The following is a 22,482-nucleotide window of genomic DNA, read 5'->3' as shown; positions in this document are numbered from 1 at the left end:
TTATTATCTCCAATCCAGATACTATGATAATAAAAATATTACCAAACGTTTGCCATTGATAATATTTTTATTATCTTTGTGATGTCATTAAGACAAGAGCTCTATGCATAGTGACGATGGGCTAAAAGCCCGGATAGAAGAGGCAGAAAAAGATCTCCTTTTTTATCTCCGCAAGTATCATGAACTGACTTCGAGAAGCAAATTCATGAAAGCGGTGGTTGATAAAGAGATCAAGAGACTTGAGAAAGAACTTAAGGAACTTGGAAAGTATTATTGACCAGAAAGGTTCTCCCCCTCCAGGCCAGAGGGAGAGTTTCCCTTTCATGTGTAACTCAAAAAACAGAATAATATGGATAAAGTAAAGCGTTTTTTTGAACTAAAGGAACTTTGGAAAAAGTCCCCGGAGAATGACCGCCCTACCATAGACCGACAGATTACCGATTTGTTGGATAGTATGGATGAAAAGGAAACCGAACTGCTTACCGCAGGTGTGCAAAATGACTTTGAAAACATCCATAAAGAGATCGCGGACATCAAGGAGCAGCTAACTATTCGTGAACGACTGGGTCCCGTTTTACCATACCTGTCCGTCTCTAATCTAGCCAAAGATTATTTCGGGAAATCATCCTCTTGGTTCTACCAACGATTAAACGGGAATAGCGTGCACGGTAAAATTTGCAAATTCACACAGGAGGAACTGGCTATTTTGGATATGGCGCTGAAAGACATCAGCCGCCGGATTACTAAATTGAACTTGGTATGATACTTACGAAAACAATATAATACGATCGGGTTTCTTTGCCATCTCAAAAACTTTCACCATCTTTACAAAAAGATTAGATATCAAATATATCGAGGCCATGCGAGATATTTGAAAAAGATAAACTTCATTGAAGAAAGAGCCCGCAAAGTAGGATCATGGCCGGTCTGAAATGCGGGCTTTGTTGTTTATGGAACTAAAAGAATTTATTAAATCCGCTATAACCCAGCTTTCGGAAGCTGTTTATGAATTAGATGATGAATTGAAAGATAAAGGAGTAGTGGTAAATCCATGCTATGCAGAGAATACAAACTTTGAGACGATAGACAATAGTGAAGGTGTTATTGTTTCATCAGTAGAGTTTGATCTACAAGTCAGCACCTCTGAAATAAAGGAAAATAGCGGAAAGATCGGTGTATTAGCCAGTGTAGTAGGTATAGGCGCTTCAACCAAAGAAGGAAGCAATGGAAATGAGGCGAACCGAATAAGGTTCAAGTTACCTGTTGTTTTGCCTTATAAGAAACCTTATTGATGCCTTTTTCCTTGGGATGTCATACCGTCTTTTATATACAATTCAATGTCTTGGGCTGAATCGCTGACAGTAAAACCTTTATCCCGTCCTTCGTGGGCTTTAATGGCATACTTAACACAACGTTCACGAAGACGTTCCTCTTTACGTTTGCGAAAATAATTGATTATTGATTTCATAGGAATAACATTTTCCACAAAAATACGTGGAAAGCATTGTGTTACCAAAAACTTTCCCCATCTTTACGAAAAGATTAGAAACCGAGTAGAACCGAGTGCATGCGGTGACCTTCGGAAAAGATATGCCAATTGGTTTTTTAATGGCCTGTAGAGTATGAGGATGCACCCTCAGAAATACAGGCTATTCTCTTTTGATAATGTTTACAGAAAAACAATACGAGATAGCGGATAAGATACTTGCCACGGTGAAACAAAATGCTGGTCGCTGTAATATAGACCAATTTTATAATGGCCTTCCGGACTATGATAATCACACGATGGATTATGAGTATATGAAGGAGACGCTGATGAAGCGGTATCATGCGATCGAATATATGGGAAAGGATGAATATTGGCTGATACTAACCAATGAAGGAGAAAGTATTGCTACTATTGGATTGAAAAAACATCTGCAAAAGTCAGCAGATAAAGAAGAACTGGAAGATAAAAAATTAAAACTTGACGTGGCTAACGGCTGGGTCTCCTTGTTTAAATTCGCTTGGTGGGTCTTGGCCGCTATAACAGGTGCCGTAGTAGATAGTTTAGCAGGAAACCCGATAGGAAACCTAATACGTAGATTAATCGAGTAGGTCTGATTGCGTGTATCATATTTTCTATGCGAGTGATACGACGGCTTAACGACAGCTGCTCTTGTCTGATTTTATAGATATCGTAATCTGTTGTATTCATATCGCAATTCTTTTCCACAAAGATACTTGGTTTCTTTGCCATATCAAAAACTTTTCCCTACTTGCGATCCATAATAATCAATACAAAATTAAACATGAAACACCTAATCTGTATCTTATTTGTTACACTACTTAGCACAAACGCTTTTGCACAAGATTTCGAAATTGTAAGAAATCCTATGTCGCAAGAAGAATTTAAAGAATTTATCTACCAAAAATATTCAAACTTTGAAAAAAGGAAGATAGAAGATAAGAAGTTACCCAAATTAAAAAAGGAAGATATGATTGAAATATTGTCTTCAGTACCTTTTAATGATGATGGAAGTTTTACTATTTCTTACGTCAGACAAGTTGAAGGGCTTGGTAAAGGAACACTATACGACAATATCTATCAATCATTGGTTGATGTTTTCGTTAGTGCTAAAAATATTTTGCAAATGCAAGATAAAGAAACAGGTATCCTTGTTTGCAAAGGTATGACTGAAGGTTATTTAATTTTCAGTATGGGGTTAATGGGTAAATATGTAGGAAGTGTACCGATACATTTTACATTGAAAATCCAAGTACGAGATAATAGGTACAAAATAGATTTATATGATATTTATGTAGAGAAAGGAGATTTAAATGAAGCCGAAGCCCCTATAGAAACTTACTTGACTAGGGATTTTTATTTAACATCGTTTGTTTCCGATGGACTAGGACTTACTAAAAGTAAACGAACAGATGCCCATTACATAAATGTAAGAACACAAGTCCTACTAGAACAGCTATATAGGCTATATCAGATTGAAAATAACATATTCAATGGAGTGTCTCAGCTAAAAACAGAGGAGGAAGATTGGTAGATTTCTTTTAATTAGCATTGCCATCTCAAAAACTTTTACCATATTTGCATCAGCTAAAGTCACGAACGTTTGTCGTTCTCGTTGAGCATCGGTTATTGCTCGGACATATTTTTGATAGTCAGGGCTTTTTTATGCCTTACTTTGTTGTATAAAAATATTGGCGGTTGCCTTTCCTACAATTTTCGTACCTTCGGGAACGTAACGTTGTGACTTTAGCGAGTGGAAATGGCAGCCGCTTTTTTTCTGCCCATACGCTAAAGTCACAACGTTATGAAAACAAATTCATTAACCGTATCATCTTCCCGGAGCCGGGAACATGATCTCTTTTCTTGGACAACCGTCCAGAAGTTCTACAACCTGTTGCCTCTTGGTATCGCCTCCTGTAAATCCATTTACGAGGCTAAAATGTACACGGTAGCTTTATTGGCTATGCTGTCTCCAGTGTTCTTACCACTGGTCATCGTAGCTTGGTTCGTTTATAACTCAGCGAAGAAAGGAGGCCCAAATGATTAGACTGGAAGATATATGTATATCAAACCTAATGCTGGATGCGATCAGATATTGGCAGGAAAATGATAAAGGTGGGTTAGAAGAAGATGTTAAGGCCATTGACAGCGCTATCACTTTCATTGCATGCGAGCATGATGCCCCGGGTGTACTTTCTGAAAAAGAATCATTGTCGCTTATTGCGGCTCTAAGTTTTCTGAAAAAAAGATTATGTTTGTTTGAAGGAAAGGAGGAACCGAAATGAAACTCCAAGAAGCCCTGCGCCTACTCGACATCGTTACCGATGTAAACGGACAATATAGTAAAGAAGAACGAATGCATGCCGCCATGAGATTGGAGGAGCTGTTACGCTTGCTTCTTCCAAAAGAATGATTATATTTGCAGTATGCTGACATTTGTAGCTATATTAGGTTTTGTTATGCTGATCGGTGCGGCTCTGAATGAAGTGCGTCACAGCAAAAACCATATAAGCAAGGTTATAGCTGGTGTGTTGATTGTTTTGCTATTATTTATTTTGCTTTTTTAAATAGAAACTGATAATATTCAGCAGATAAAAATTGTTGTATATATGAATAATGTTCTTCAAAACATGGATAATACGAACATATATTTTAACTCTTTGAAAAGAGCGGATTGGCTGAGACAAATCGCTACTATCAGGAATGAATATAAAAAAGAAAATTATCAAAAACAAATAACTTTTGTTTTTAAGGATACATTGTCTCCTGAATTATTTCAGCCTATTCATGTTGTTACAATTGCATGTTTGATTGAATTTTTAGTTAATGTAGAAGAACATACTATACGGATATCAAATGAATCTATAGAGAAGCTGTTTTTTGAAGATCTTAAATTTAGAGAGTATTGGAATTACAGTAAAGATCATGTGGATTCTGAAAGTGATAATATATTTAATTTATGGCGTATAGTTGAGAATCAAAAAGACGCATATGCAATAGAGGTAGAACAATATTTTAAAAAGAATTTCTTTAGAGGTAAAGACTTAAGTATAATTTCGCTTAGCATAGTAGAAGCATTTTATAATGTTTTTGATCATGCTGATGCAAATGGTAATGCTTTTTCATTTATTAAATATGAAGGACAGGATGAAGTCTTGCGTGTAGCTATTTGTGATTTCGGGAAAGGTATATCAAAATCTGTCAGAAATTTTGATTCCACTATAATATCAGATAGCGATGCTTTGAAAAAGTCTATAGAGGTTGATTTTACAGTTGGATCTAAGGTTCATAATAAAGGAAAAGGCCTAGATAATATATTATCGTGCGCTGATGCAGTAAGAATAATTTGCAATACAGCTCGTTTATTAAAGAAGCATGAAGTTAAAATTGACAATATTGATTTTGATTTTAATGGGACGTTGATATATTTCGAATTATATTTAGGAAATTTGGAAGAAGAAGAAATTTTAGACGAGTTTGATTTTTAACTAAATAAAAAGAGGATACTATGTGTACAATTAAACTTTATGACGTGATGGAAGGAAAGGATTTTCCTATGGCAGGAAGTAGTCTCTATGATATAATCAGAGAGAATATGAATTCTTCGGACAAGATTACCATCGATATGGAAGGTGTGTCTTCTTTGCCTTCTATGTTTTTAAATGTTTCAATTGGTAAGTTTATAGATGAATTTGGTTTTGAGACACTTAAGAAGAAGATTTCATTTACAAAGATAACAAAATTGCAAGCTGAACGCTTGACTGATTATATCAGTAGGTATAAAAGGTGATTAGTAGTTTTCATATGTCCTTTAAAAGCTCCCTTCGGGGGGCTTTTTTTGTGTCTATAAATTGGATGTTATGGACATATACAATCACTTTGAGTATTCGGAATGGATCGCTAGGCATCTAGCCGCTATCGGTCATACGGACGGGGAATGTCATTTCCTCCGTAGCGACGAGGTAGAGGAAATCTCTGATCTGGAAGAACGTATCTCCTCTATCCGGGATCATGTATTAGTCGCCATCGACGGGCTTAACTCGGATTTCTCTTGGCTTAACAATGACAACCTCGTAAATATCCCACAATATTTTATCGCCCTATTAAAGCAATGCGAGGCCGGGAATATCGACGGGATTCACTTTGCGAAAGCGGAATGCAAGGATCTTCTCATGCAGATCGTCTGCCGGATGATGCTCGACTGGAACGAGGAACGTAACGGGCTTCAGTTCCTAGAGCTAAACAGCATGACCTTTCGGGGCATAGGTCCCATGGGAGATAATTTCTATGGGGTGATGTTAGGCTTCAACCTAAGAAAGCCTATCCCCTTCTCTATCGACCAATCAATGTGGGTATGATATGGGAGTCATGAAAAGATTGAGCGAGCAGATGCGCACGCCTAAACGCAAGAACTCCCTAATCGGAGCGAGGGAAGGATTACCCTTCGAGATCTCGCTAGAGTCAACCAGCCGGATCGCCCGGTATGAACGTAGGCAGGATAAGGAGAAATTGAGACAATTTAATTCTGAGGTAAAGGAATGGATGGGCTACATAATCCAAGACTTGAAAGGGAATATCGCCTTGCTTGTCCAGAAAGATGAGTTCCTATCGGACTCCCTAGAACCCAGAATTTACAAAAGTAAAGGAGAGACCGAACGAGTGGGATTCAGTTTCGCCCGTGAAGGTATCTATATCCATAGGGGAGCCGGACGGGGCCAAGGTGGTTTCCGGGGCGGCTCTAAATGGACGGACAAATACGGGAAGCTGAAAAAGACCAACCCGGATTCTTTCTACCTGATGGGAACCGGCAACCGCCACCCGATCCGTTGGTTCGATCCCATCATCGAAAAGAATCTTCCCAAACTGGCAGACATCGTAGCGGACTACGCCGCCGATATGCAAATCGACGCATCACGAATTTTCATAGATAAAGATTAGGATATGGCAGGAGATTTAAACAGGAGCATCAAGATATATCTGGATAACTCCGACGCAATGACTAGCGCATCGGAGTTAGAGACGAAAATCGGGGAACTGGAGAAAAAGCTACTCGATCTCCGAGCAGCGGGAGAAGGCAATAGTAAGGCGGCTAAGAAAATAGAACGTGAGTTGACTGCCCAAACCCAGAAGATGCAAAAGTATAAGCAAGAGGTCGCTGATACGGAAAGAGTATTGAAGAACCTAAGTGGAGCTACTTATAATGACTTAATAAAGACAAAGAATAAAATTTCAACGGAGCTGAAAAAAGTAACTCGTGGTACCGCTGAATATAACACTAAACTAGAAATGCTGAAACGCATCTCCAAAGAAACCGCACTAGCCCAACAAGAGATGCGTGTAGAGATCGGTTGCCAAGCCTCGGTCTGGGGACGTGCCACAGATTTCGTAAATAAATATATGGGAATCATTGGTACCGCAGTGGCAGCCATTACGGGTATTACTCTTACTTTCAACAAATTCCGTGAAGCCCGCAATAAACTGGAAGAAAGCAAGGCCGATGTAAAAGCTCTTACAGGCCTAGATGATGAAAGTATAGAGTGGCTTACAGATCAAGCAAAACGTCTTTCCACTACAGTTACCGAAGAAGGTATCCGCATACGCCAATCCGCTGATGAGATACTGGAAGCTTATAAATTAGTAGGTTCCGCTAAACCCGAATTGCTAGCAAATAAAGAGGCTTTAGCAGAAGTGACGGAGCAAACGCTCATCCTCGCCTCTGCCAGTGGCATGAAACTTACGGATGCGGTAGATGCCGTCACCTTGGCATTAAACCAGTATGGGGATGGAGCTGATCAAGCCGCTCGATATGTAAATGTACTTGCCGCCGGAAGTAAATTCGGTGCAGCAGCCGTAGAGAGCCAGACCAAAGCTATAAAGACAAGTGGTGTCGCAGCCGCTTCTGCAAAGATTCCGATCGAACAACTGGTTGGAACCATTGAAACTTTAGGTAAGAAAGGTATCAAGGATGAGATCGCCGGTACCGGACTCAAAAAGTTTTTCCTTACCCTGCAAACAGGAGCTGACGAGACTAACCCCAAAATAGTCGGGCTAAATACGGCTCTGGAAAATCTCCGCAAAAAACAAATGGACGCTACCGCTATCAAAAAGATGTTCGGGGAAGAAGGTTACAATGTTGCCTCTGTCCTTATCAATGAAGCGGATAAGGTAGAATATTATACGAAAGCCGTAACCGGCACATCCGTCGCTTTAGAGCAGGCCACGATAAAAAGCCAATCTGCCACGGCTAAAATGCAACAAGCAAAAAACAAACTTAACGATCTTGGCATTGAGTTAATGGAAAAGATCAATCCATCCATTATCAGCGTAATGAATCAAACCGTGAACTGGACTAAAAAACTAGTTCTGATGGCCGATTGGATCAGTAAAAATACAGGGCTGGTTATTACCTTAATATCGACATTAACTTTGTATACAGCCGCTATCAAGCTAAACACTTACTGGAAGATTGCGTCAAATGGAGCTACTCTAAAAGCTACAATTATAGAAAAGGCTCATTTAGTTGCGACCCGTTCTTCCATAGCCGCAGAATATGCATTAGCGGCAGCATCAGCTCTCAAGGCTAGAAATATCAAAGCTGCGACTATGGCTATGCGCAGTTTCTTAGTGACTCTGGGTCTCAATCCCATTATTGCGGCAGGTGTGGCAATTACGGCTTTAGCTGTAGGTATTTACAAGATATGGGATAATTCAACAAAAAGTGCCCGGGCCTTAAAAGAGATGAACAAGGAAATCGCCAACGAACGGGCAGAAGCTTATACCCTATTTGACGCTCTCCAACGAAGCAACGCCGGAACAAAGCAACGAAAAGAATTAATCGATGAGATCAATTCTCGATATGGAAAATATCTTGAAAACCAACTAACAGAACAAAGTACAACAGAGGATATCGCAAAAGCTTTAGAAATAGTTAATGAAAAGTTGCATGAAAACATAGTTTTAAAAACCATGCAGAAAGAGAAGGAGGATGTAACGACCACCGCCTTAAATAAACAAATTGATTTGATGGATCAAATGAGGGAAAAATCAAATCTGGGACAATTCGTTACCGACGCTATGCTTCGAGACGTAAAACGTATAACAGATGAAGGGATAAAGAACGGACGCTCATGGACAAAAACATATGATGATGTCATCTCTTACATTGACTACTACTATGGGGCCAGAGGTAAAGTCGATAAGGATTTCTGGGGAAGTTTACAGAGCTATATGACACAAACTTACCAATTAGCATCCAACCTCGATAAGATATCTCAGAAATACTCTCCTCTTCTGCCTAAAAAAACTGCAAACGAGTTGCCAGAAGTAGAAGTTATTGCCCCTAAAATAAAAAAAACGGATATAACCCCGGGACTGTCAGCGGAGCAAGAGAAAAAAATCACAGACGCAAAGCTGAAAGAGGTTGATCGTTATATCGCAACCAAGAAACTAAAATTGACACAAGATTATACCGAGGGCCTAAGATTATATGATGATTATCAAACAAAACTTCAAGCTTTAGAACTCGAAAAATTAAATAAACAATTAGCTATCTATAAAATAGGCAGTGACGAAAGAAAGAAAATAGAGCAATTAATACTAGATTATAAGATCAAATTATTAGACAAAGGGTATCAAGCCTATCTGGAAAATCTCCAAAAAGAAAAAGACATCAACAAAAAGAAGGAAAAACAGACAAAAGAACACTATGACAAATTGAATGAGTTGTTACAAGGATTCGTTAAAAAGGAAATGGACGAAAAAGAGAAGGCTAGAGAAGAAGAGGAAGAAAAGAAAAAAAAGCAATTCAACATAATGAAAGATTTTGGTAGTGAAGCAGGAATGATATTAGGTCAAGCTTTAACAGATACCGAAACGACATTTGCTGATGCTATGCATAATATTCTTCTTCTTACCTTAGATACATTAAGACAGATTGCAGTAATGGCTATCGCTGAAAGAACCATTAAAGATATAGGTAGCTTAGGTTTTCTAGGATTGGCAAAAGCAGCAGGTGAAATCGCACTTATTAACGTCGCTTTCGGTGCCTTGAAAGGTCTTATCAAGAAACCTAGTACATCTACCGCAAATGCAGGTCTTAATGACAGCACTACGCCGCAAACCGGACAACGGGTTGTATCAGACTCCACCGGTTGGTACAACGGAGGATTCACCGGCAACGGTGGTATACTTGAAGTGGCTGGTCCCGTACATCGAGAAGAATACGTTACACCGGCATGGCAATTACAAGATCCGGTTTCCATGAACCATATCCTAGCCTTGGATGCCATCCGAAGACAAAGAACAAGCACAAATCCTCTTCCCGTCAACGGATTCGCCAACGGTGGATACAATGGACGCTCGGATGAAGAAAATGTAATGGTTTCAAGTAATAATCCGGAATTACTCAAAGTACTCACACAGCTACTTATGCTATTTTCCGAACTAAGAGCAAAAGGCATGAGGGCCTATATCGTTTATAGCGATATCGAGGCCGCCCAGAAGACATTGGACAAATCCAAAAAGATAGGAGGCAAATAAGATGGACATCATTCACGAATCCGGCAAGGCTTACGACCTAGGAGACATCCAATTGACCTTATCCCGGATGAACCCGTTCTTTAACGATTACGGAGAGCAGAGCTTACCGGTAACACTCCCTCCCACGGACAGGAATAGGGAACTACTCATCTATCCGGATAACATGGCCGGGATCAGCAAGGCCTCGCAGCGGATCAACGCCATGATCCAACACGGGGTATTCTCCATTCCCTGCCGTCAAGCCATCCTGTCGGCGAACCGGAAGAGCGGGATCGAGACCAGTTTTTACTTGAATACCGGAGCGTTCTACGAGAAGATCAAGGATGTACCGTTATCCACGGTCTTTGAGGACAAGGTTCTCAAGTTCGCGTCTGTCAGCGAGGCGATATCCTTCTGCCGGAACCTGTTCATTACACATGACGACCGATTCGCCTTGTTCCCGGCCATCCTAGAGTCCGGTTCTTTAAACGCCACCGGTGATCCGGGACCGGACGGATATCCCCGTCTTTACAACGACGTGGAGCGGACGGAGGTAGTCGATGAGAAAACGATCCGGTTGGCTCCGGGATTCTACATATCCCCCTTCATCCGTGGATTGCATCTATTGGAGGAGATATTCGCCTATCTTGGCTACACCTTGGAGGACTCCTTCTTTTCCCGCACCACCCCATTCAAGGACATGGTTTTTTTGAACAACACGATCGATACGATCGTAAGGGGTGAGATCCGATACTCCCAGATCGTCCCGGACTGCATGATCAAGACGATACTGGACGTATACCGATATAAATTCTGCTGCGAGTTCATCCCGGACGAGACCCGCAAGACCATCCGTATCGTGCTATTCGATGAGAACCTGAACGAGACACCCTCCTGCGACCTCACGGATTGCGTAGCTGGTAAATACACAGTCAACCATCCCTCGAGCTTCAAGCAGTTAAAGCTTACCTATGACCGGCTCACGCCGCCGGAAGAGAAACAGGAGAGCGAGCGCCCGATGCCAACGACGGGAAGAGCCACGGGGAACGAGAACGAGGAGTTCAGTACCTTGGTAGACCTATTAAAGAAATACCCGGACGTGGAGTATAACCAGATATCGGGTGAGTTTGTCCGGAGAGGTTACAAGGGGATCACGCCGGTCACGCAACGGATCGGTCTGGTCACGATGGATTATTACGCCGGCGGGACACTGGAGACGGAGAGCAAGGAATCCCCGGACGTGCTACCGGCGATGGTCTATACACCTGCTTTTGGCAGCGGAGGAGCCGGGGCCATCCCGCATCTCGGGATTTATATAGGGACCGGAAGATCGTTGAACTCCTCCATCATCATGGATTCCGTGAATGACTCCACGTCTGAGGTGGTAGGCGAGGCGGAAGATAACGAGGAGTTGAAACCCATGCCGGCGTTCGTATTCCATGCCGGGAAACTGGACTACGGGACGATCCTCAATCATGACGCCGAGGGAAACAAGCTCTGGAACTATACGCTCGCCTACCACGGCCCGGACGGGCTTTTCGAACGGTTCTGGAGGAATTACGATTCCCTGCTCCGGAACTCTCTGCTCGAGATAAAAGCGAGCATGCTTCTCAGTGACATCCAAAAGGTATCGCTCTCCGAGTACAGGAAGGTGACGATCGAGGGACAGGAGTTGCTTCCCTCCGCCATACAATATAGCCCGGGTTCCCGGGAACCCTTGGAATCCACGTTCCTTACCACGAGGCTTTACGAGCCGGTATCCACGGCCATGGCCGAGGCAGAGCGGTTCGCCTCCCATGTATCCAAATATAAATGGAAGGTCAACTACTCCCGGTCCAACGCCAGTGACAGCGTGAAAAGGAGATGGGTGTTCAAGGAGGAGCCCGTGACCATATACTACGCCCCGCCCAGCGCATACCAATACGTGCAGGGCGGGAAATACCATCAAGCCACTTATCCCGTGCAATTCTATAGCCGTGGCTCCGCATCCGGGCCGACCGATCCGGAGGACGGTACCCTGACCGTGTGGCTCGAGCCCGTGACCCGGTAACTGTCCTTTATCGGACCATCCGACAGCCATACTTTTGGGGGTAAAATAATCGCAAATGGCAACGATCATAGATAAACCAGACGCTCTGAGCCTGTCCGGGAACATGAGGAAATTTGTATTGGGGGCACAAGAGGCCGTCTCTTTCATCTTGAAGAAAGGAACGGCCACCTTGCTCGAGCAAAGCTACGAGCCCGGGCCGGACAAGATGGTCACGATCGACGTGAGAGAGGTGGTGGAAAGCCAATTGAGCTATACTTTGGACACGGCCCAAGAGATCTATTCCCAAAATACCATATTCGCAGATTTCACGGCCACGATAGACGGGACCTCCCACTCGTTCCGGGCGATCCGGTGCGGGATAGCGGATCTGGCGGACACGCCGGGAAACTGGTTGAAGTCCCACTTCCTCACGTGGCAGCCAAAGGTCAAGGAGGTGACCTATTACTCACCGGAGTGGTTGACCTACTACGCCATATCGGACTGCACGGTGAAGGCCAAGGCCACGTTCCCGGACAAATCTTCGAGCATGACCTCCTTGAAGGGAATGACCGCCGGCGAGTGCGTGACACTCAATCTCCAATACGCAATCGTAGCCAAGCTATTCGGGAACAAGTACCCCAGCTATCTCGAGGTTTACGCCGAGGCCGGCGGAGCGAGACTGAGCGTATCGCAATTCTATAAATTCACGGATATCCATTCCGAGGACGAGCAATGGTTCCTTTTCGAGAACAGTCTGGGAGGTATGGACACCTTCCGTGCCCATGGGGTGAACCGTCTGCAGGCAGAGCATGGCCACCTGATAGCGGAACTGGACGAGAACCTGTCCGAGTATGACGTGGAGACCGATCGTAAGTTCGTTAAGAACACGGGATTCCTCGATGATTACTCCCGCCGTTGGTTGCTGGATTTTTTCCCCAGCCGGGCCAAGTATATATACGAGGCGTCCATGATCCGGAGAATAATCGTCACCGAGAGCGACGCCACCTACACCTCCAACGATCTCCCGAGCTCCTATACGTTCACGTACCGACTCTCGGAGATCTCGAGGTACCTGAACCTTATCCGTAACGAGAAAGAGCTTCCGGATAATCTAACGGTTCCAAACCTCTCCTCGCCGGATTTTATTTTTCCCCCTCGCTTAGCTGAGCTCCCACGGCAAGAGCTTGGCGAGGGGGTATTATTCCCGGCCTTTGATCCGCATAACCCGAAAGCATCCGTTACGTCTTTTGGTGTAATACATGACACGATAAGGAACGGCATCATAAGCGAACTTGGAGAGACATGGAGGGCTATCGTCAACGGAGCAGGAGGATCGGGTGGACCGGGAGACGATTTCTATCATATAAAATTAGATGATCTGACAGAGCCGTCCGATGAGAACGCTTTCACGGCTCTTAGAGTCTTGAAGGAGATACTAAAGCCTATATCCGCACTTGATGATCGCTTTTTAAGAAAAGATATAGATGATACGGCGCATGGTAACATCTCTTTCGAAAAAGACATAATCTTAAGCGGGCTGGAATCCTCCATCTACTCAGACCGTGACGCTGATAGTTTCAAGCACGAGAACGGTTTCCGTATCTTCGCCGACGGCACGGCATGGGTAAAGGACTTGAAGGTGAAGCATGACTCCATGTTCGCCGGTTCCCTTTCCTCTCCTACATTCGCCTCCGGTTTCCCGAACGGGACGGGATTCATGATAGCGCCTTACAAGGTGACGAACGCCGCCGGTGTGGAGGAGACTAAATACAAGCTGGAGATCGATTCGATCTCGGTACGTAACGAGCTTAAAGTATATACGTTCGTGGTCTCGCAACTGCTTGGCGAGAACGACAACCGCATCTTCGCCGGAATGATGGAGGTGGATCATTATGATCCGGAGACCGGTCGGATCTACTTGGATACCGACGGAGGCAGGTTGTACAACCCGTTCCGGGAAGGCGATATCCTCATGGTACAGCAGTTTCAAGGCGATCCTACCTTGCAGAACGACTACAAGATGACCAAGTCGTACGAGCTGAAGGTGGTGGAAGTGGCCGTAGGGGACCTCTCCGACGGCGAGAACCGTCTGGACTGGCTCCGTTTCACGAATTTCGTGGGAAATCTATCGGACATAGCCAAGAGGGATACCCTTTGTCGTGTGGACAATCCGGATAACTCCACCCGCAGCGGCATCATGAAGATCACCACGGTGGATGAGTTCGGCACGCCCTACATGGACGTGATCCGTGGGATGAAGACCGATCCGGAAAACTGCGTGAAGGTACGGGTGGGAAACATGAACGGTCTGGTAACGCCTTATTTCGGGAGGCTGGAGGGCGATGGTATATACGTGGAGAATCTTTACGCCCGTGGGCAGTTCATGCTCGATACGGGGGAGAACGTGAAGACCAAGTTCGAAATCGTGGAAGGAAGGCTATCCAGCGAGATGTCTTCCGTGCGCTACGAGCTATCGGAGAAGGATAATTGCCTCACGAACGCCTCTTTCTCCGCTGATACGGTAGGATGGGTACTCGGTAACGACGTGTCGCTATTCACGGTGAAGGAGCGTTTCATGGCCGTGAACGATTCCTTCTACGCTGAGAAGGATAAGGTTACAGGAATCGTGGAGGTATCCAGCCGCAAGGCCCTTTATATCAAGAACTCGGGAGTAAAGCAATTAAACTCCTACCTGAAGAACAAACCGGACGGCCAACTGGAGATGCCCGACGGGACGAAGGTATGGCCTAGCTATTACGTATCGTTCATGTACATGGTAAAGACCGCCGGTACGTTAACATCCGGATTCTCCGGACAGGGGCTTTACGTAAGCAAACCGTTGGCGATTACGGATACCTTCGTTCAAGAGGAATTTTCCGGCAAATGGAACGGAACAGGTGATTTCATCTTGAATTATACGGGGGAAATATATATCTACAACGTCCAGATGTCCACGCATCCCGTGGAGGACTTGCGGTTGGAAATGTCCACCAAGTTCTTGCAGACGGACGAGAAGATAGGCATGTACGCCCTGAAGATCGACACGTTGAGCGGGACGGTGACGGACATGGGGGTAGAATTGGATAATACGACCAGCACGTTATCCTTGTACGTGACGAAGACTGACAGCATAAACCAGACAGTGACAAGCCTAGGCTTAAAGCTGGACGGTGTGGATGAGAGCTTGACGCTGTACGCCAAGAAGACCGACGTATCCGGGCTAAAAACCGAGATGGAGGCGGCTATCAAGGTGAACGCTGACAATATTAATCTGAAGGTATCTAAGGATAGTATTATATCGAGCATCAACCAGACGGCGGAGACGATCAAGATAAACGCTAGCCGACTCAATTTGAACGGTTTCGTGACATTTTCCATGTTTGACCTAAGCACCCAGAATACGATCAAGAACAAGGTTAGCTCAGGTGATCTAGGATCGATGGCGTGGAAAGATGGTGTCTCTTCCGATGATCTGTCTTGGGCATTAAGTCAAGAAATATCGAACAAGGTCAATCTGACTACCTTAAACAACACTCTTTTAGGTTATACGAAAAGTGGGTCTATCACAAAAGAAGACCTGGCCAAAGCCCTTCAAGCGGAATTAACAGGGAAACTTACAGGTAGCGCCAGTGTGGGAGCGAACAAATTGGCGAGCGTGATAATAAACGGACAGACGCTTATAGCGGGAGGGTATATTCAAGCGGACTTGATAAATGCTGACGAGATAATTGCGAATGCAGCGAGTATTGGAGGGTTTCGTCTGGAAGCGAATGGATTGTTCAGCGAGTCGTATGCGACGGGTCTTAAAAATAACAAATTCTTTCTTTATTCAACGGGTACTGATGGATTCTTGGGATTCTCCGCAACTAATGTTTGGGCCGGGATCGGATTGAATGTGTTACCCGCCGTATCCGGAGAGAATAGATCCTTGTTACGTCTGGAGGATAGCGAGTCAAAGACCGGATCGAAGATTGCGGCAAGAATTAAGGCTCATGGGGCAAGTAAAAATTACGCTATTTTTTGCCAAGGAGGATTGAAGATAAACGGGACTGTATCGATGGCAAGGTATATAAGGCACGTCTATGATGTCAGTGATTGCATTGTGGATAATATAGGTTATATGGACACTTTCTTGTTCAGTCCATCTGGGTATAGAAATGTATACCTTCCTTGCGAGGGTACTATAGCTGAAAAAGTAGGTACTGTTTATTACGATAATGGGGAATCTTGGAGCAATGTCAATTTTAACAGTGCTATATTCATTAACGTAATCGTAGTCGCTCATGCCAGTAATGCCATATCGATCAAGGTGGAAAGCCACTCTGGGGATCAGACCATCATAGTTGACAATAACGGCAATAATGTGGATTCATTAGAAATGGGGAAAGGAGATTGCGCCACATTTATGTATAATAACAAACGATGGTATTTATTTAACTTTCGGCAATAACAATATTAACAATTTAAATATAAGCGAATATGAAAGTAGATTTCAGTAAAGTAAGTATTAACGCTACGGTAGAAGGCGATCCCGTAGTTATTGACTTGACGAAAGAGGTAGGAAACTTGGTCTATGGACGTACGGCGGATATCGCTGTCTCTGATTTCGGAAAGAAGATATACTACAGCAAGGAAGCTATCGATGTTCCGAGACCTATGGCTGAGTCCGTCAAGGATATCATCATGGGATCATCCTTTATCGCCCCCTTGAAAAATGCCATGAACGAGTTACTAACCCCTAAAACGAAAAAAGATGGAAACAACGACAATCAATAAGTCCTTGACGGAAGCCCTTTCTTCCACGGGTTTCGTAAAGATAGAGGCATCCCGTAAGGAAAGCGAGCCATTCCAACATATAGATGCCTACATATACGATGCCGGTACCCGTATCGGCTATGCTTCCGTAGACCGGGGGAAAAGGCTCTCTTTCTTTCAAGAATCCCCGGACAGCCTTACCGGAGAGGAATGGATAAGCGCGTATACGAAGGTGCAAAACGCTTTCGACAGGATATTTAACGAGACGGTAACCCTATAAGCAATCTTGATCCCATGGCATATACTCTCGAAGAAATTAAAGAACTGGTCGAGACTTTAACCCCGATCGTAAAGAACGCTATAGAGGCGGGTTCCCTTAGCGTAGAGGATCTCCGTGTAGCGGAGAGCATGGATTTCGTAAACTCTTTGCCGGCCTTGGAGGAGAAAGGTCTTAACGTCTCTTACGTGAAGGTCCGGCTGAAAGACTTGCTCGGTAAATTGGACGGGGATTATGCCAAGGAGCTGGAGGCGATCAAGAAATTGCTGGAAAAGAAGGTGGATAACGGCTACTCGAAAGACGGTAATCTGTATCTTACCTCCGGGGGCGTTGTCGTATCGGACGCTATCCCGGTAGGCTCCGGAAGCGGGGGCGGCGGCGGGGCTAGCTCGCTGGGCGAGCTTACCAACGTGGATGATATCGTAGACCAAGATCCGGACGAGTCCCGTGTGCTGGTGCAAGAGGCCGGTAGCTCGCTCTGGACGGTGAAGAACCTCTCCGAGATCGGAGGTGGAGGTGGTGGTGGCGGTGTGACCATGAAACTCGTGAGCGTCACCGATACGCTCATCACCACGGTAGAGGGGGCCGCCGTCACCGTGGGATACAATTTCACGAGCGTCTATCAGGATGACGGTTCCGAGACCGGGCCGGGAACGGCCACTTACACCGTGAACAGCCAGAAGGTAGGCATGGTATCCATCTCGCAGGGCAATAATTATTTCGATCCGACGGAACACTTGATCACCGGCTCCAACACGGTAAGGGTAACCGTGAAGGATAGCACGGGATCGTCACGTTCCCTATCCTATACGATTGAGGTGATATCCATGTCCATATCCTCCTCCATAGACCCGGCGCTCGTCTATTCTGGGGAGATCGTGTATCGCTATACGCCCGTGGGGGCCATCAACAAGACGGTGCATTTTGTACTGGACGGGAAGGAGTTGGGAACGGTGGAGACCAGCGCCTCGAACCGGCAATTGACCTACGTGATCCCTAGGCAGACGCACGGGGCGCACTTGCTTCAAGTCTACATGACGGCCCTTATCAACGAGGAGCTGATCCGGAGCAACACGCTTACCAACGACCTTATCTGTATCGTGGAGGGGGATAACACGCCTATCGTGGCCTCTTCTTTCGCCCAGACCGTCGCGCGGCAATACGACCGGCTCACGATCCCCTTCGTGGTCTATACGCCGGACTCCTCGCTATCGGAGGTTATGTTATCGGCCAACAACGCCACGGTATCCACGCAGAGCGTAGACCGCACCTTGCACGAGTGGAATTACCGTATTCCCCAGTCGGGAGATCTCTCCCTAAAGATATCCAGCGGGTCGGCCTCCCGGACCTTTACGCTCACCGTATCCCCCGCCGAGGTTATCGTGGAGCCGGAGAAGGCGAACCTGCAACTCTGGCTGACCTCTCAGAACCGGAGCAACAACGACAATAACCGTAACGAGTGGAAATACGGGGATATATCCGCGGATCTGACCGGCTTCAACTTCAAGACGAACGGCTGGATCTCGGAACGGGATAGCACCTCCCTCCGTGTCTCGGGTGACGCTCGTGTGCGTATCCCGCTGAAGATATTCAAGGATGACTTCCGGGCCACGGGTAAGACCATCGAGTTCGAGTTCTACACCCGTGACGTGACCGATTACGAGGCTATCGCTATCGAGTGTGTGAACGGGGGGATCGGCCTTCAGATATCTTCCCAGAAAGCGGTGTTCTCATCTGAGCAGACCACGATCGACACCCGGTTCAAGGAGGAGGAGAGGGTTCGCATCTCCCTCGTGGTTGAGAAACGCACGCTAAACCGTTTGATATACATCTATATCAACGGCATCATGTCCGGGGCGGCGCAATATCCGTCGGAGGATAATTTCCAGCAGAAGGTTCCGCAGGATATCATGATCGGTAGCGAGGGCTGTACGATCGACCTGTATAACATCCGTGTCTACGATAACGACTTGAACCAATACCAGATGCTCGATAACTTCATAGGCGATCTGGACGATTACGACAAGGCGCTGGCTATCTACAACCGGAACCAAGTATATAATGATTATGGGGATATCACCTATCAAAAGGTGTTGGAGCGATTGCCTTGCTTGATCTTCGAGGGGCCGTTGCCTACTTATAAAGGCGATAAGAAAACAAACAAGGTCTATTTTACGGACTTGCAAGAACCCGGGCGCTCTTTCTCTTGCGAGAACGTCCAGAATGACGTGCAAGGTACCTCCTCCCAATATTATCCGAGGAAGAACTGGAAGTTCAAGTTCAAGGCAGACATTACCTACACGGAGAGCGGAAGGACATCGCCGACATACGCGCTACGGGCGAATAGCATTCCCGTAAACGCCTTCTGTGTCAAGGCTGATTTCGCCGAGTCTTCCGGTACGCACAACACGGGTATGGCCAAGGTCATCAATTCCCTATTGATAGAAATGGGGCTTACCACCCCGCCCCAAAAGACGAACAAGGAGGTCCGCACCACGGTAGACGGCTATCCGATAGCCATCTTCCACCGTGAGACGGCAAGTGATACGCTGGAGTTCGTGGGTAAATATAATTTCAATAACGATAAGTCCACCGCCGACACCTTCGGTTTCTCCGAGGGTGACGAGAGCTGGGAGTTCTCGAACAATACCTCCGATCGTTGCCTCTTCAAGTCCGCCGATTTCTCCGGGACGGACTGGATGAACGACTTCGAGTCCCGCTATCCGGACGATGACGCTATCAACGCCGAGTACGAGGCGGGCACCCGCAAGCCGGAGAAGCTCATGGCCGTTACCTCATGGGTCGTATCTACCAAGGATAACTTGGAGAAATTCAAGAACGAGGTTCGAAATCATTTCAACCTCGATAACCTGATCGCCTACTACCTTATCACCGAGTTGTTCGGTATGGTGGACCAGCGGGCGAAGAACATGTTCCTTACCTATTTCCATGAGGAGGGGAAATGGATCTTCATCTTTTACGACAACGATACCTGTTTCGGCCTGAACAACGAGGGATTGATCGCTTTCGGATACAATATAGAGTATCACGACAAGATAGGCACGCTAAACGTCTGGAACGGTGAGAGTAGCGTGTTGTGGAACAACCTAGAGAAATGTTTCCCATCCGAGATCGAGGCGATGTACAAGGATATCCGTACCCGCGGATTGCTCTCGTACGACTTGATCATGTCCGTGCTGAACGGCGAGCAATCGGACAAATGGTGCGAGGCGATCTACAACGCCGACGGTCGTTTCAAGTATATCGACCCGCTGATAGAGGAGGGCAACGGCTCTTACCTGTACGCCGCCCAAGGCTCCCGTATCGAGAACCGTAAGTGGTGGACGTATAACCGCTTCCTTTATATAGACAGTAAGTATACGGCTGGCAGTTTCCTCTCGGATTTCGCGACCTTGCGTCTCTATACGCCCCGGGAATGGACGGGCGTGTCCCCGTCGGCCAACATGACGATCATCCCGTACGCCGATCAGTATACCCGTGTAAAGTACGGTTCCTACATGGTGGGGCAACGTACCTACAAGGACGTGCCGGTATTGATCGAGGCCCCCGACATCGTGTTCAATGACACCGAGACGATCATCTATGGGGCGAGCCGGGTAAAGTCACTGGGGGATATGTCGGGGTTGTACGCCGGTACGATCGACGTATCCAAGGCTACTCGCCTCTCAGAGTTGTTGATCGGTAGCGGCATGTCGGGCTATCAGAACACGAACCTTACCGTGCTCTCGATCGGCACGAACAACATGCTCCGCAAGCTGGACATCCGTAACTGCCCAAATTTGAGGCAGGCGGTGGATATCTCCGGATGCGAGAACATGGAGGAGGTCTATGCCCAAGGCACTTCCATCACCTCCGTGGTATTGCCGGCAGCCGGTATCCTGTCCAAGTTGTATCTCCCGGCTACCCTCACGGGCTTAACCCTCCGTAATCAATCCAAGCTTACGGACGCTTATTTCGATATAGCCGGGGTTACGAAACTGACTACGATCGTTTGCGAGGATACGGGGATAAACGTTCTTTACCTTGTGGAGCGCTGCTTAGGTATGAAGAATCCCGTGCTGAACCGTGTGCGCCTAATCAACATCAATGCCAATGCGAACAACTTGAATGATGTGTATAAATTGATCAAGGTGGGTGGTATCGATGAGAACGGGAACAATCTGACTAAGGCCGTAGTTACCGGCAAACTGCATGTCATTACCGCAACGGAGGATAAGCTAGCGAAATGCCGGGATGCCTTCCCGGAGTTGGTTATCACTTACACTAATCTTTTACCTCCCACGATTACGACCTTCGTGTTCCGTTCCTCCCAAGCAAAATCGATCACTAATGCTACGTTTGAATGTGACTTTGACTTCGAGAAAGTAAATGAGTACACCTACAAGGTCACGGCGGACGATGATAACGTGATCGACTTCAACTTCAAATGTGATAACCACCAAGACCTGTCGGATTCCTATCTGGTTGCCGGTACCCGTACGCAAACCTATACCATTACCTATATCCCGCTGCGCACGATCCGGGTAAAGGTATACGGGCAAAGCGTCTATCCTTCCGGCGCTTCCGTCATCATCGGCGATAAGCGATATGTAACGGACACTAACGGATATGTCTACATCCGGGGTGGGGAGGCTGTTTCCGGGACTGTGGAAGCTACGGGATATTCTCCGAATACATTCTCTTTTTCGGCGATAACCAATGATACCACCAATACGGTGGAGGTCTATGCGGCTGTTAGCGTAAAATTCGTAGTGGTGGATAAATTGGATACCTCTCTGTATATAGAGGGGGCTACGGTTGTTTGCGGAGGGAAGAGTGGCACCACGAACCGTTACGGAGAGTGTACGTTGCTTTTGTCCAAAGGTACCTTGGATTATTCGGTTACAGATCCAGATTATTACGAGTATAAAGGACAGGTGACAGTAGGCACATCCGCTATGACTGTCAATGTTCAAATGAACTTAAACCCTGAGAGAATAAAGCCGGAAGAGAATGGAAACATCCAGATGATGTTTACAGGAACGTCTTGCTCCATTAGTGTCTCTTCTCCTACCGCTAATTACGTTATTGATTGGGGTGACGATACGACAGAAAATGCTTCCGGTACGGGATACAAGTCCTATAGCCACACCTATGGGAATAGCGGGTTTCACCAGATGGAGGTAAGGGATTGCAGGGACATCACGTCTTGTAGGGGCTCTAGTTCTAACTTGATAGCCTATTGGAGCATTGGGGACAGTAAGATTTCTAATATTACTTTCAGTGGATGCTCTAAGTTAATTTACTTCGGAAAGGATGTGTTTAAGAATGATACGGATAGAACTGATGCTTCAAGCTTGCTGTATGGCTGCTCCAGCCTAACCTCCGTGGACTTGA

General features: G+C 45.8%; 20 protein-coding genes. 19 read left to right on the top strand and 1 reads right to left on the bottom strand.

The window, feature by feature from the left end; all coding sequences use genetic code 11:
* Positions 1 to 103: 103 nt before the first annotated feature.
* From DWX84_RS21700 to DWX84_RS17525, 3 genes are all read left to right on the top strand, one after another.
* Positions 104 to 277, top strand: a complete 174-nt coding sequence (locus DWX84_RS21700; RefSeq protein WP_009018485.1) for a hypothetical protein — start codon at positions 104 to 106, stop codon at positions 275 to 277.
* A gap of 72 nt (positions 278 to 349) precedes the next feature.
* Entirely contained in the window at positions 350 to 763 is a 414-nt protein-coding gene (locus tag DWX84_RS17530) for a DUF5053 domain-containing protein (RefSeq protein WP_048928084.1), read from the top strand.
* Between the two features lie 187 nt (positions 764 to 950).
* Positions 951 to 1,292 (top strand): hypothetical protein, encoded by a 342-nt coding sequence (locus DWX84_RS17525; RefSeq protein WP_229100320.1) that lies wholly within the window; start codon positions 951 to 953, stop codon positions 1,290 to 1,292.
* Here DWX84_RS17525 and DWX84_RS17520 read toward each other — a convergent pair.
* The gene (locus DWX84_RS17520) at positions 1,286 to 1,468 is read right to left on the bottom strand and encodes a hypothetical protein (RefSeq protein WP_039848997.1); all 183 of its coding nucleotides are present in this window, start codon (positions 1,466 to 1,468) and stop codon (positions 1,286 to 1,288) included. The genes DWX84_RS17525 and DWX84_RS17520 overlap by 7 nt on opposite strands.
* 197 nt (positions 1,469 to 1,665) lie before the next feature.
* Between DWX84_RS17520 and DWX84_RS17515 the strand changes: the two genes are divergently transcribed.
* The 16 genes from DWX84_RS17515 to DWX84_RS17450 form a co-directional block, all read left to right on the top strand.
* Entirely contained in the window at positions 1,666 to 2,097 is a 432-nt protein-coding gene (locus DWX84_RS17515) for a hypothetical protein (protein WP_009018491.1), read from the top strand.
* Between the two features lie 194 nt (positions 2,098 to 2,291).
* The gene (locus DWX84_RS17510) at positions 2,292 to 3,041 is read left to right on the top strand and encodes a DUF4468 domain-containing protein (protein ID WP_009018493.1); all 750 of its coding nucleotides are present in this window, start codon (positions 2,292 to 2,294) and stop codon (positions 3,039 to 3,041) included.
* A 270-nt stretch (positions 3,042 to 3,311) separates the two neighbouring features.
* Positions 3,312 to 3,554, top strand: a complete 243-nt coding sequence (locus DWX84_RS17505) for a hypothetical protein (protein ID WP_009018494.1) — start codon at positions 3,312 to 3,314, stop codon at positions 3,552 to 3,554.
* Entirely contained in the window at positions 3,547 to 3,792 is a 246-nt protein-coding gene (locus tag DWX84_RS17500) for a hypothetical protein (RefSeq protein ID WP_009018495.1), read from the top strand. Before DWX84_RS17505 ends, DWX84_RS17500 begins: the two co-directional genes overlap by 8 nt.
* Complete coding sequence (locus DWX84_RS22105; protein WP_009018496.1) at positions 3,789 to 3,920, top strand: hypothetical protein; 132 nt, start codon at positions 3,789 to 3,791, stop codon at positions 3,918 to 3,920. The genes DWX84_RS17500 and DWX84_RS22105 overlap by 4 nt, the downstream gene beginning before the upstream one ends.
* 13 nt (positions 3,921 to 3,933) lie before the next feature.
* Positions 3,934 to 4,074: a hypothetical protein gene (locus DWX84_RS21530; protein WP_009018497.1), complete on the top strand. Its 141-nt coding sequence runs from the start codon at positions 3,934 to 3,936 to the stop codon at positions 4,072 to 4,074.
* A 42-nt stretch (positions 4,075 to 4,116) separates the two neighbouring features.
* Entirely contained in the window at positions 4,117 to 4,995 is an 879-nt protein-coding gene (locus DWX84_RS17495; protein WP_009018498.1) for a hypothetical protein, read from the top strand.
* A gap of 20 nt (positions 4,996 to 5,015) precedes the next feature.
* Complete coding sequence (locus DWX84_RS17490) at positions 5,016 to 5,297, top strand: STAS-like domain-containing protein (protein WP_009018499.1); 282 nt, start codon at positions 5,016 to 5,018, stop codon at positions 5,295 to 5,297.
* A 70-nt stretch (positions 5,298 to 5,367) separates the two neighbouring features.
* A complete protein-coding gene (locus tag DWX84_RS17485; RefSeq protein WP_009018500.1) occupies positions 5,368 to 5,865 on the top strand; it encodes a hypothetical protein in 498 nt (165 codons plus the stop codon).
* A 10-nt stretch (positions 5,866 to 5,875) separates the two neighbouring features.
* On the top strand, positions 5,876 to 6,445 hold the full coding sequence (locus DWX84_RS17480; protein WP_229045725.1) for a hypothetical protein: 570 nt from the start codon (positions 5,876 to 5,878) through the stop codon (positions 6,443 to 6,445).
* Positions 6,446 to 6,448: 3 nt separating this feature from the next.
* A complete protein-coding gene (locus DWX84_RS17475; RefSeq protein ID WP_122377583.1) occupies positions 6,449 to 10,045 on the top strand; it encodes a phage tail tape measure protein in 3,597 nt (1,198 codons plus the stop codon).
* Position 10,046: 1 nt separating this feature from the next.
* Entirely contained in the window at positions 10,047 to 12,074 is a 2,028-nt protein-coding gene (locus DWX84_RS17470; RefSeq protein ID WP_122377582.1) for a hypothetical protein, read from the top strand.
* 55 nt (positions 12,075 to 12,129) lie between these two features.
* Entirely contained in the window at positions 12,130 to 16,503 is a 4,374-nt protein-coding gene (locus DWX84_RS21950; RefSeq protein WP_229103435.1) for a hypothetical protein, read from the top strand.
* Between the two features lie 29 nt (positions 16,504 to 16,532).
* A complete protein-coding gene (locus DWX84_RS17460; RefSeq protein WP_048928079.1) occupies positions 16,533 to 16,829 on the top strand; it encodes a hypothetical protein in 297 nt (98 codons plus the stop codon).
* Positions 16,807 to 17,088 (top strand): hypothetical protein, encoded by a 282-nt coding sequence (locus tag DWX84_RS17455; protein ID WP_048928078.1) that lies wholly within the window; start codon positions 16,807 to 16,809, stop codon positions 17,086 to 17,088. Before DWX84_RS17460 ends, DWX84_RS17455 begins: the two co-directional genes overlap by 23 nt.
* A gap of 14 nt (positions 17,089 to 17,102) precedes the next feature.
* On the top strand, positions 17,103 to 22,482 hold a 5,380-nt coding region (locus DWX84_RS17450; RefSeq protein ID WP_147431260.1), incomplete at its 3' end, for a CotH kinase family protein.

The sequence above is a fragment of the Parabacteroides sp. AF21-43 genome (assembly GCF_003635435.1).
In the GTDB taxonomy this organism is placed as follows: Bacteria; Bacteroidota; Bacteroidia; order Bacteroidales; family Tannerellaceae; genus Parabacteroides; species Parabacteroides distasonis.
The sequence above is the reverse complement of the archived record's forward strand: the minus strand, read 5'-3'. Positions and strand labels throughout refer to the sequence as shown.

What these genes read in the sequence shown, in the direction of transcription:
- DWX84_RS17515 (WP_009018491.1), top strand. Translation starts at nt 1,666, where the DNA reads ATGTTTACAGAAAAACAATACGAGATAGCGGATAAGATACTTGCCACG.
- DWX84_RS17460 (WP_048928079.1), top strand. Translation starts at nt 16,533, where the DNA reads ATGAAAGTAGATTTCAGTAAAGTAAGTATTAACGCTACGGTAGAAGGC.
- DWX84_RS17495 (WP_009018498.1), top strand. Translation starts at nt 4,117, where the DNA reads ATGAATAATGTTCTTCAAAACATGGATAATACGAACATATATTTTAAC.
- DWX84_RS21700 (WP_009018485.1), top strand. Translation starts at nt 104, where the DNA reads ATGCATAGTGACGATGGGCTAAAAGCCCGGATAGAAGAGGCAGAAAAA.
- DWX84_RS17500 (WP_009018495.1), top strand. Translation starts at nt 3,547, where the DNA reads ATGATTAGACTGGAAGATATATGTATATCAAACCTAATGCTGGATGCG.
- DWX84_RS22105 (WP_009018496.1), top strand. Translation starts at nt 3,789, where the DNA reads ATGAAACTCCAAGAAGCCCTGCGCCTACTCGACATCGTTACCGATGTA.
- DWX84_RS17505 (WP_009018494.1), top strand. Translation starts at nt 3,312, where the DNA reads ATGAAAACAAATTCATTAACCGTATCATCTTCCCGGAGCCGGGAACAT.
- DWX84_RS21530 (WP_009018497.1), top strand. Translation starts at nt 3,934, where the DNA reads ATGCTGACATTTGTAGCTATATTAGGTTTTGTTATGCTGATCGGTGCG.
- DWX84_RS17455 (WP_048928078.1), top strand. Translation starts at nt 16,807, where the DNA reads ATGGAAACAACGACAATCAATAAGTCCTTGACGGAAGCCCTTTCTTCC.
- DWX84_RS17470 (WP_122377582.1), top strand. Translation starts at nt 10,047, where the DNA reads ATGGACATCATTCACGAATCCGGCAAGGCTTACGACCTAGGAGACATC.
- DWX84_RS17520 (WP_039848997.1), bottom strand. Translation starts at nt 1,468, where the DNA reads ATGAAATCAATAATCAATTATTTTCGCAAACGTAAAGAGGAACGTCTT.
- DWX84_RS17485 (WP_009018500.1), top strand. Translation starts at nt 5,368, where the DNA reads ATGGACATATACAATCACTTTGAGTATTCGGAATGGATCGCTAGGCAT.
- DWX84_RS17510 (WP_009018493.1), top strand. Translation starts at nt 2,292, where the DNA reads ATGAAACACCTAATCTGTATCTTATTTGTTACACTACTTAGCACAAAC.
- DWX84_RS21950 (WP_229103435.1), top strand. Translation starts at nt 12,130, where the DNA reads ATGGCAACGATCATAGATAAACCAGACGCTCTGAGCCTGTCCGGGAAC.
- DWX84_RS17490 (WP_009018499.1), top strand. Translation starts at nt 5,016, where the DNA reads ATGTGTACAATTAAACTTTATGACGTGATGGAAGGAAAGGATTTTCCT.
- DWX84_RS17530 (WP_048928084.1), top strand. Translation starts at nt 350, where the DNA reads ATGGATAAAGTAAAGCGTTTTTTTGAACTAAAGGAACTTTGGAAAAAG.
- DWX84_RS17475 (WP_122377583.1), top strand. Translation starts at nt 6,449, where the DNA reads ATGGCAGGAGATTTAAACAGGAGCATCAAGATATATCTGGATAACTCC.
- DWX84_RS17525 (WP_229100320.1), top strand. Translation starts at nt 951, where the DNA reads ATGGAACTAAAAGAATTTATTAAATCCGCTATAACCCAGCTTTCGGAA.
- DWX84_RS17480 (WP_229045725.1), top strand. Translation starts at nt 5,876, where the DNA reads ATGAAAAGATTGAGCGAGCAGATGCGCACGCCTAAACGCAAGAACTCC.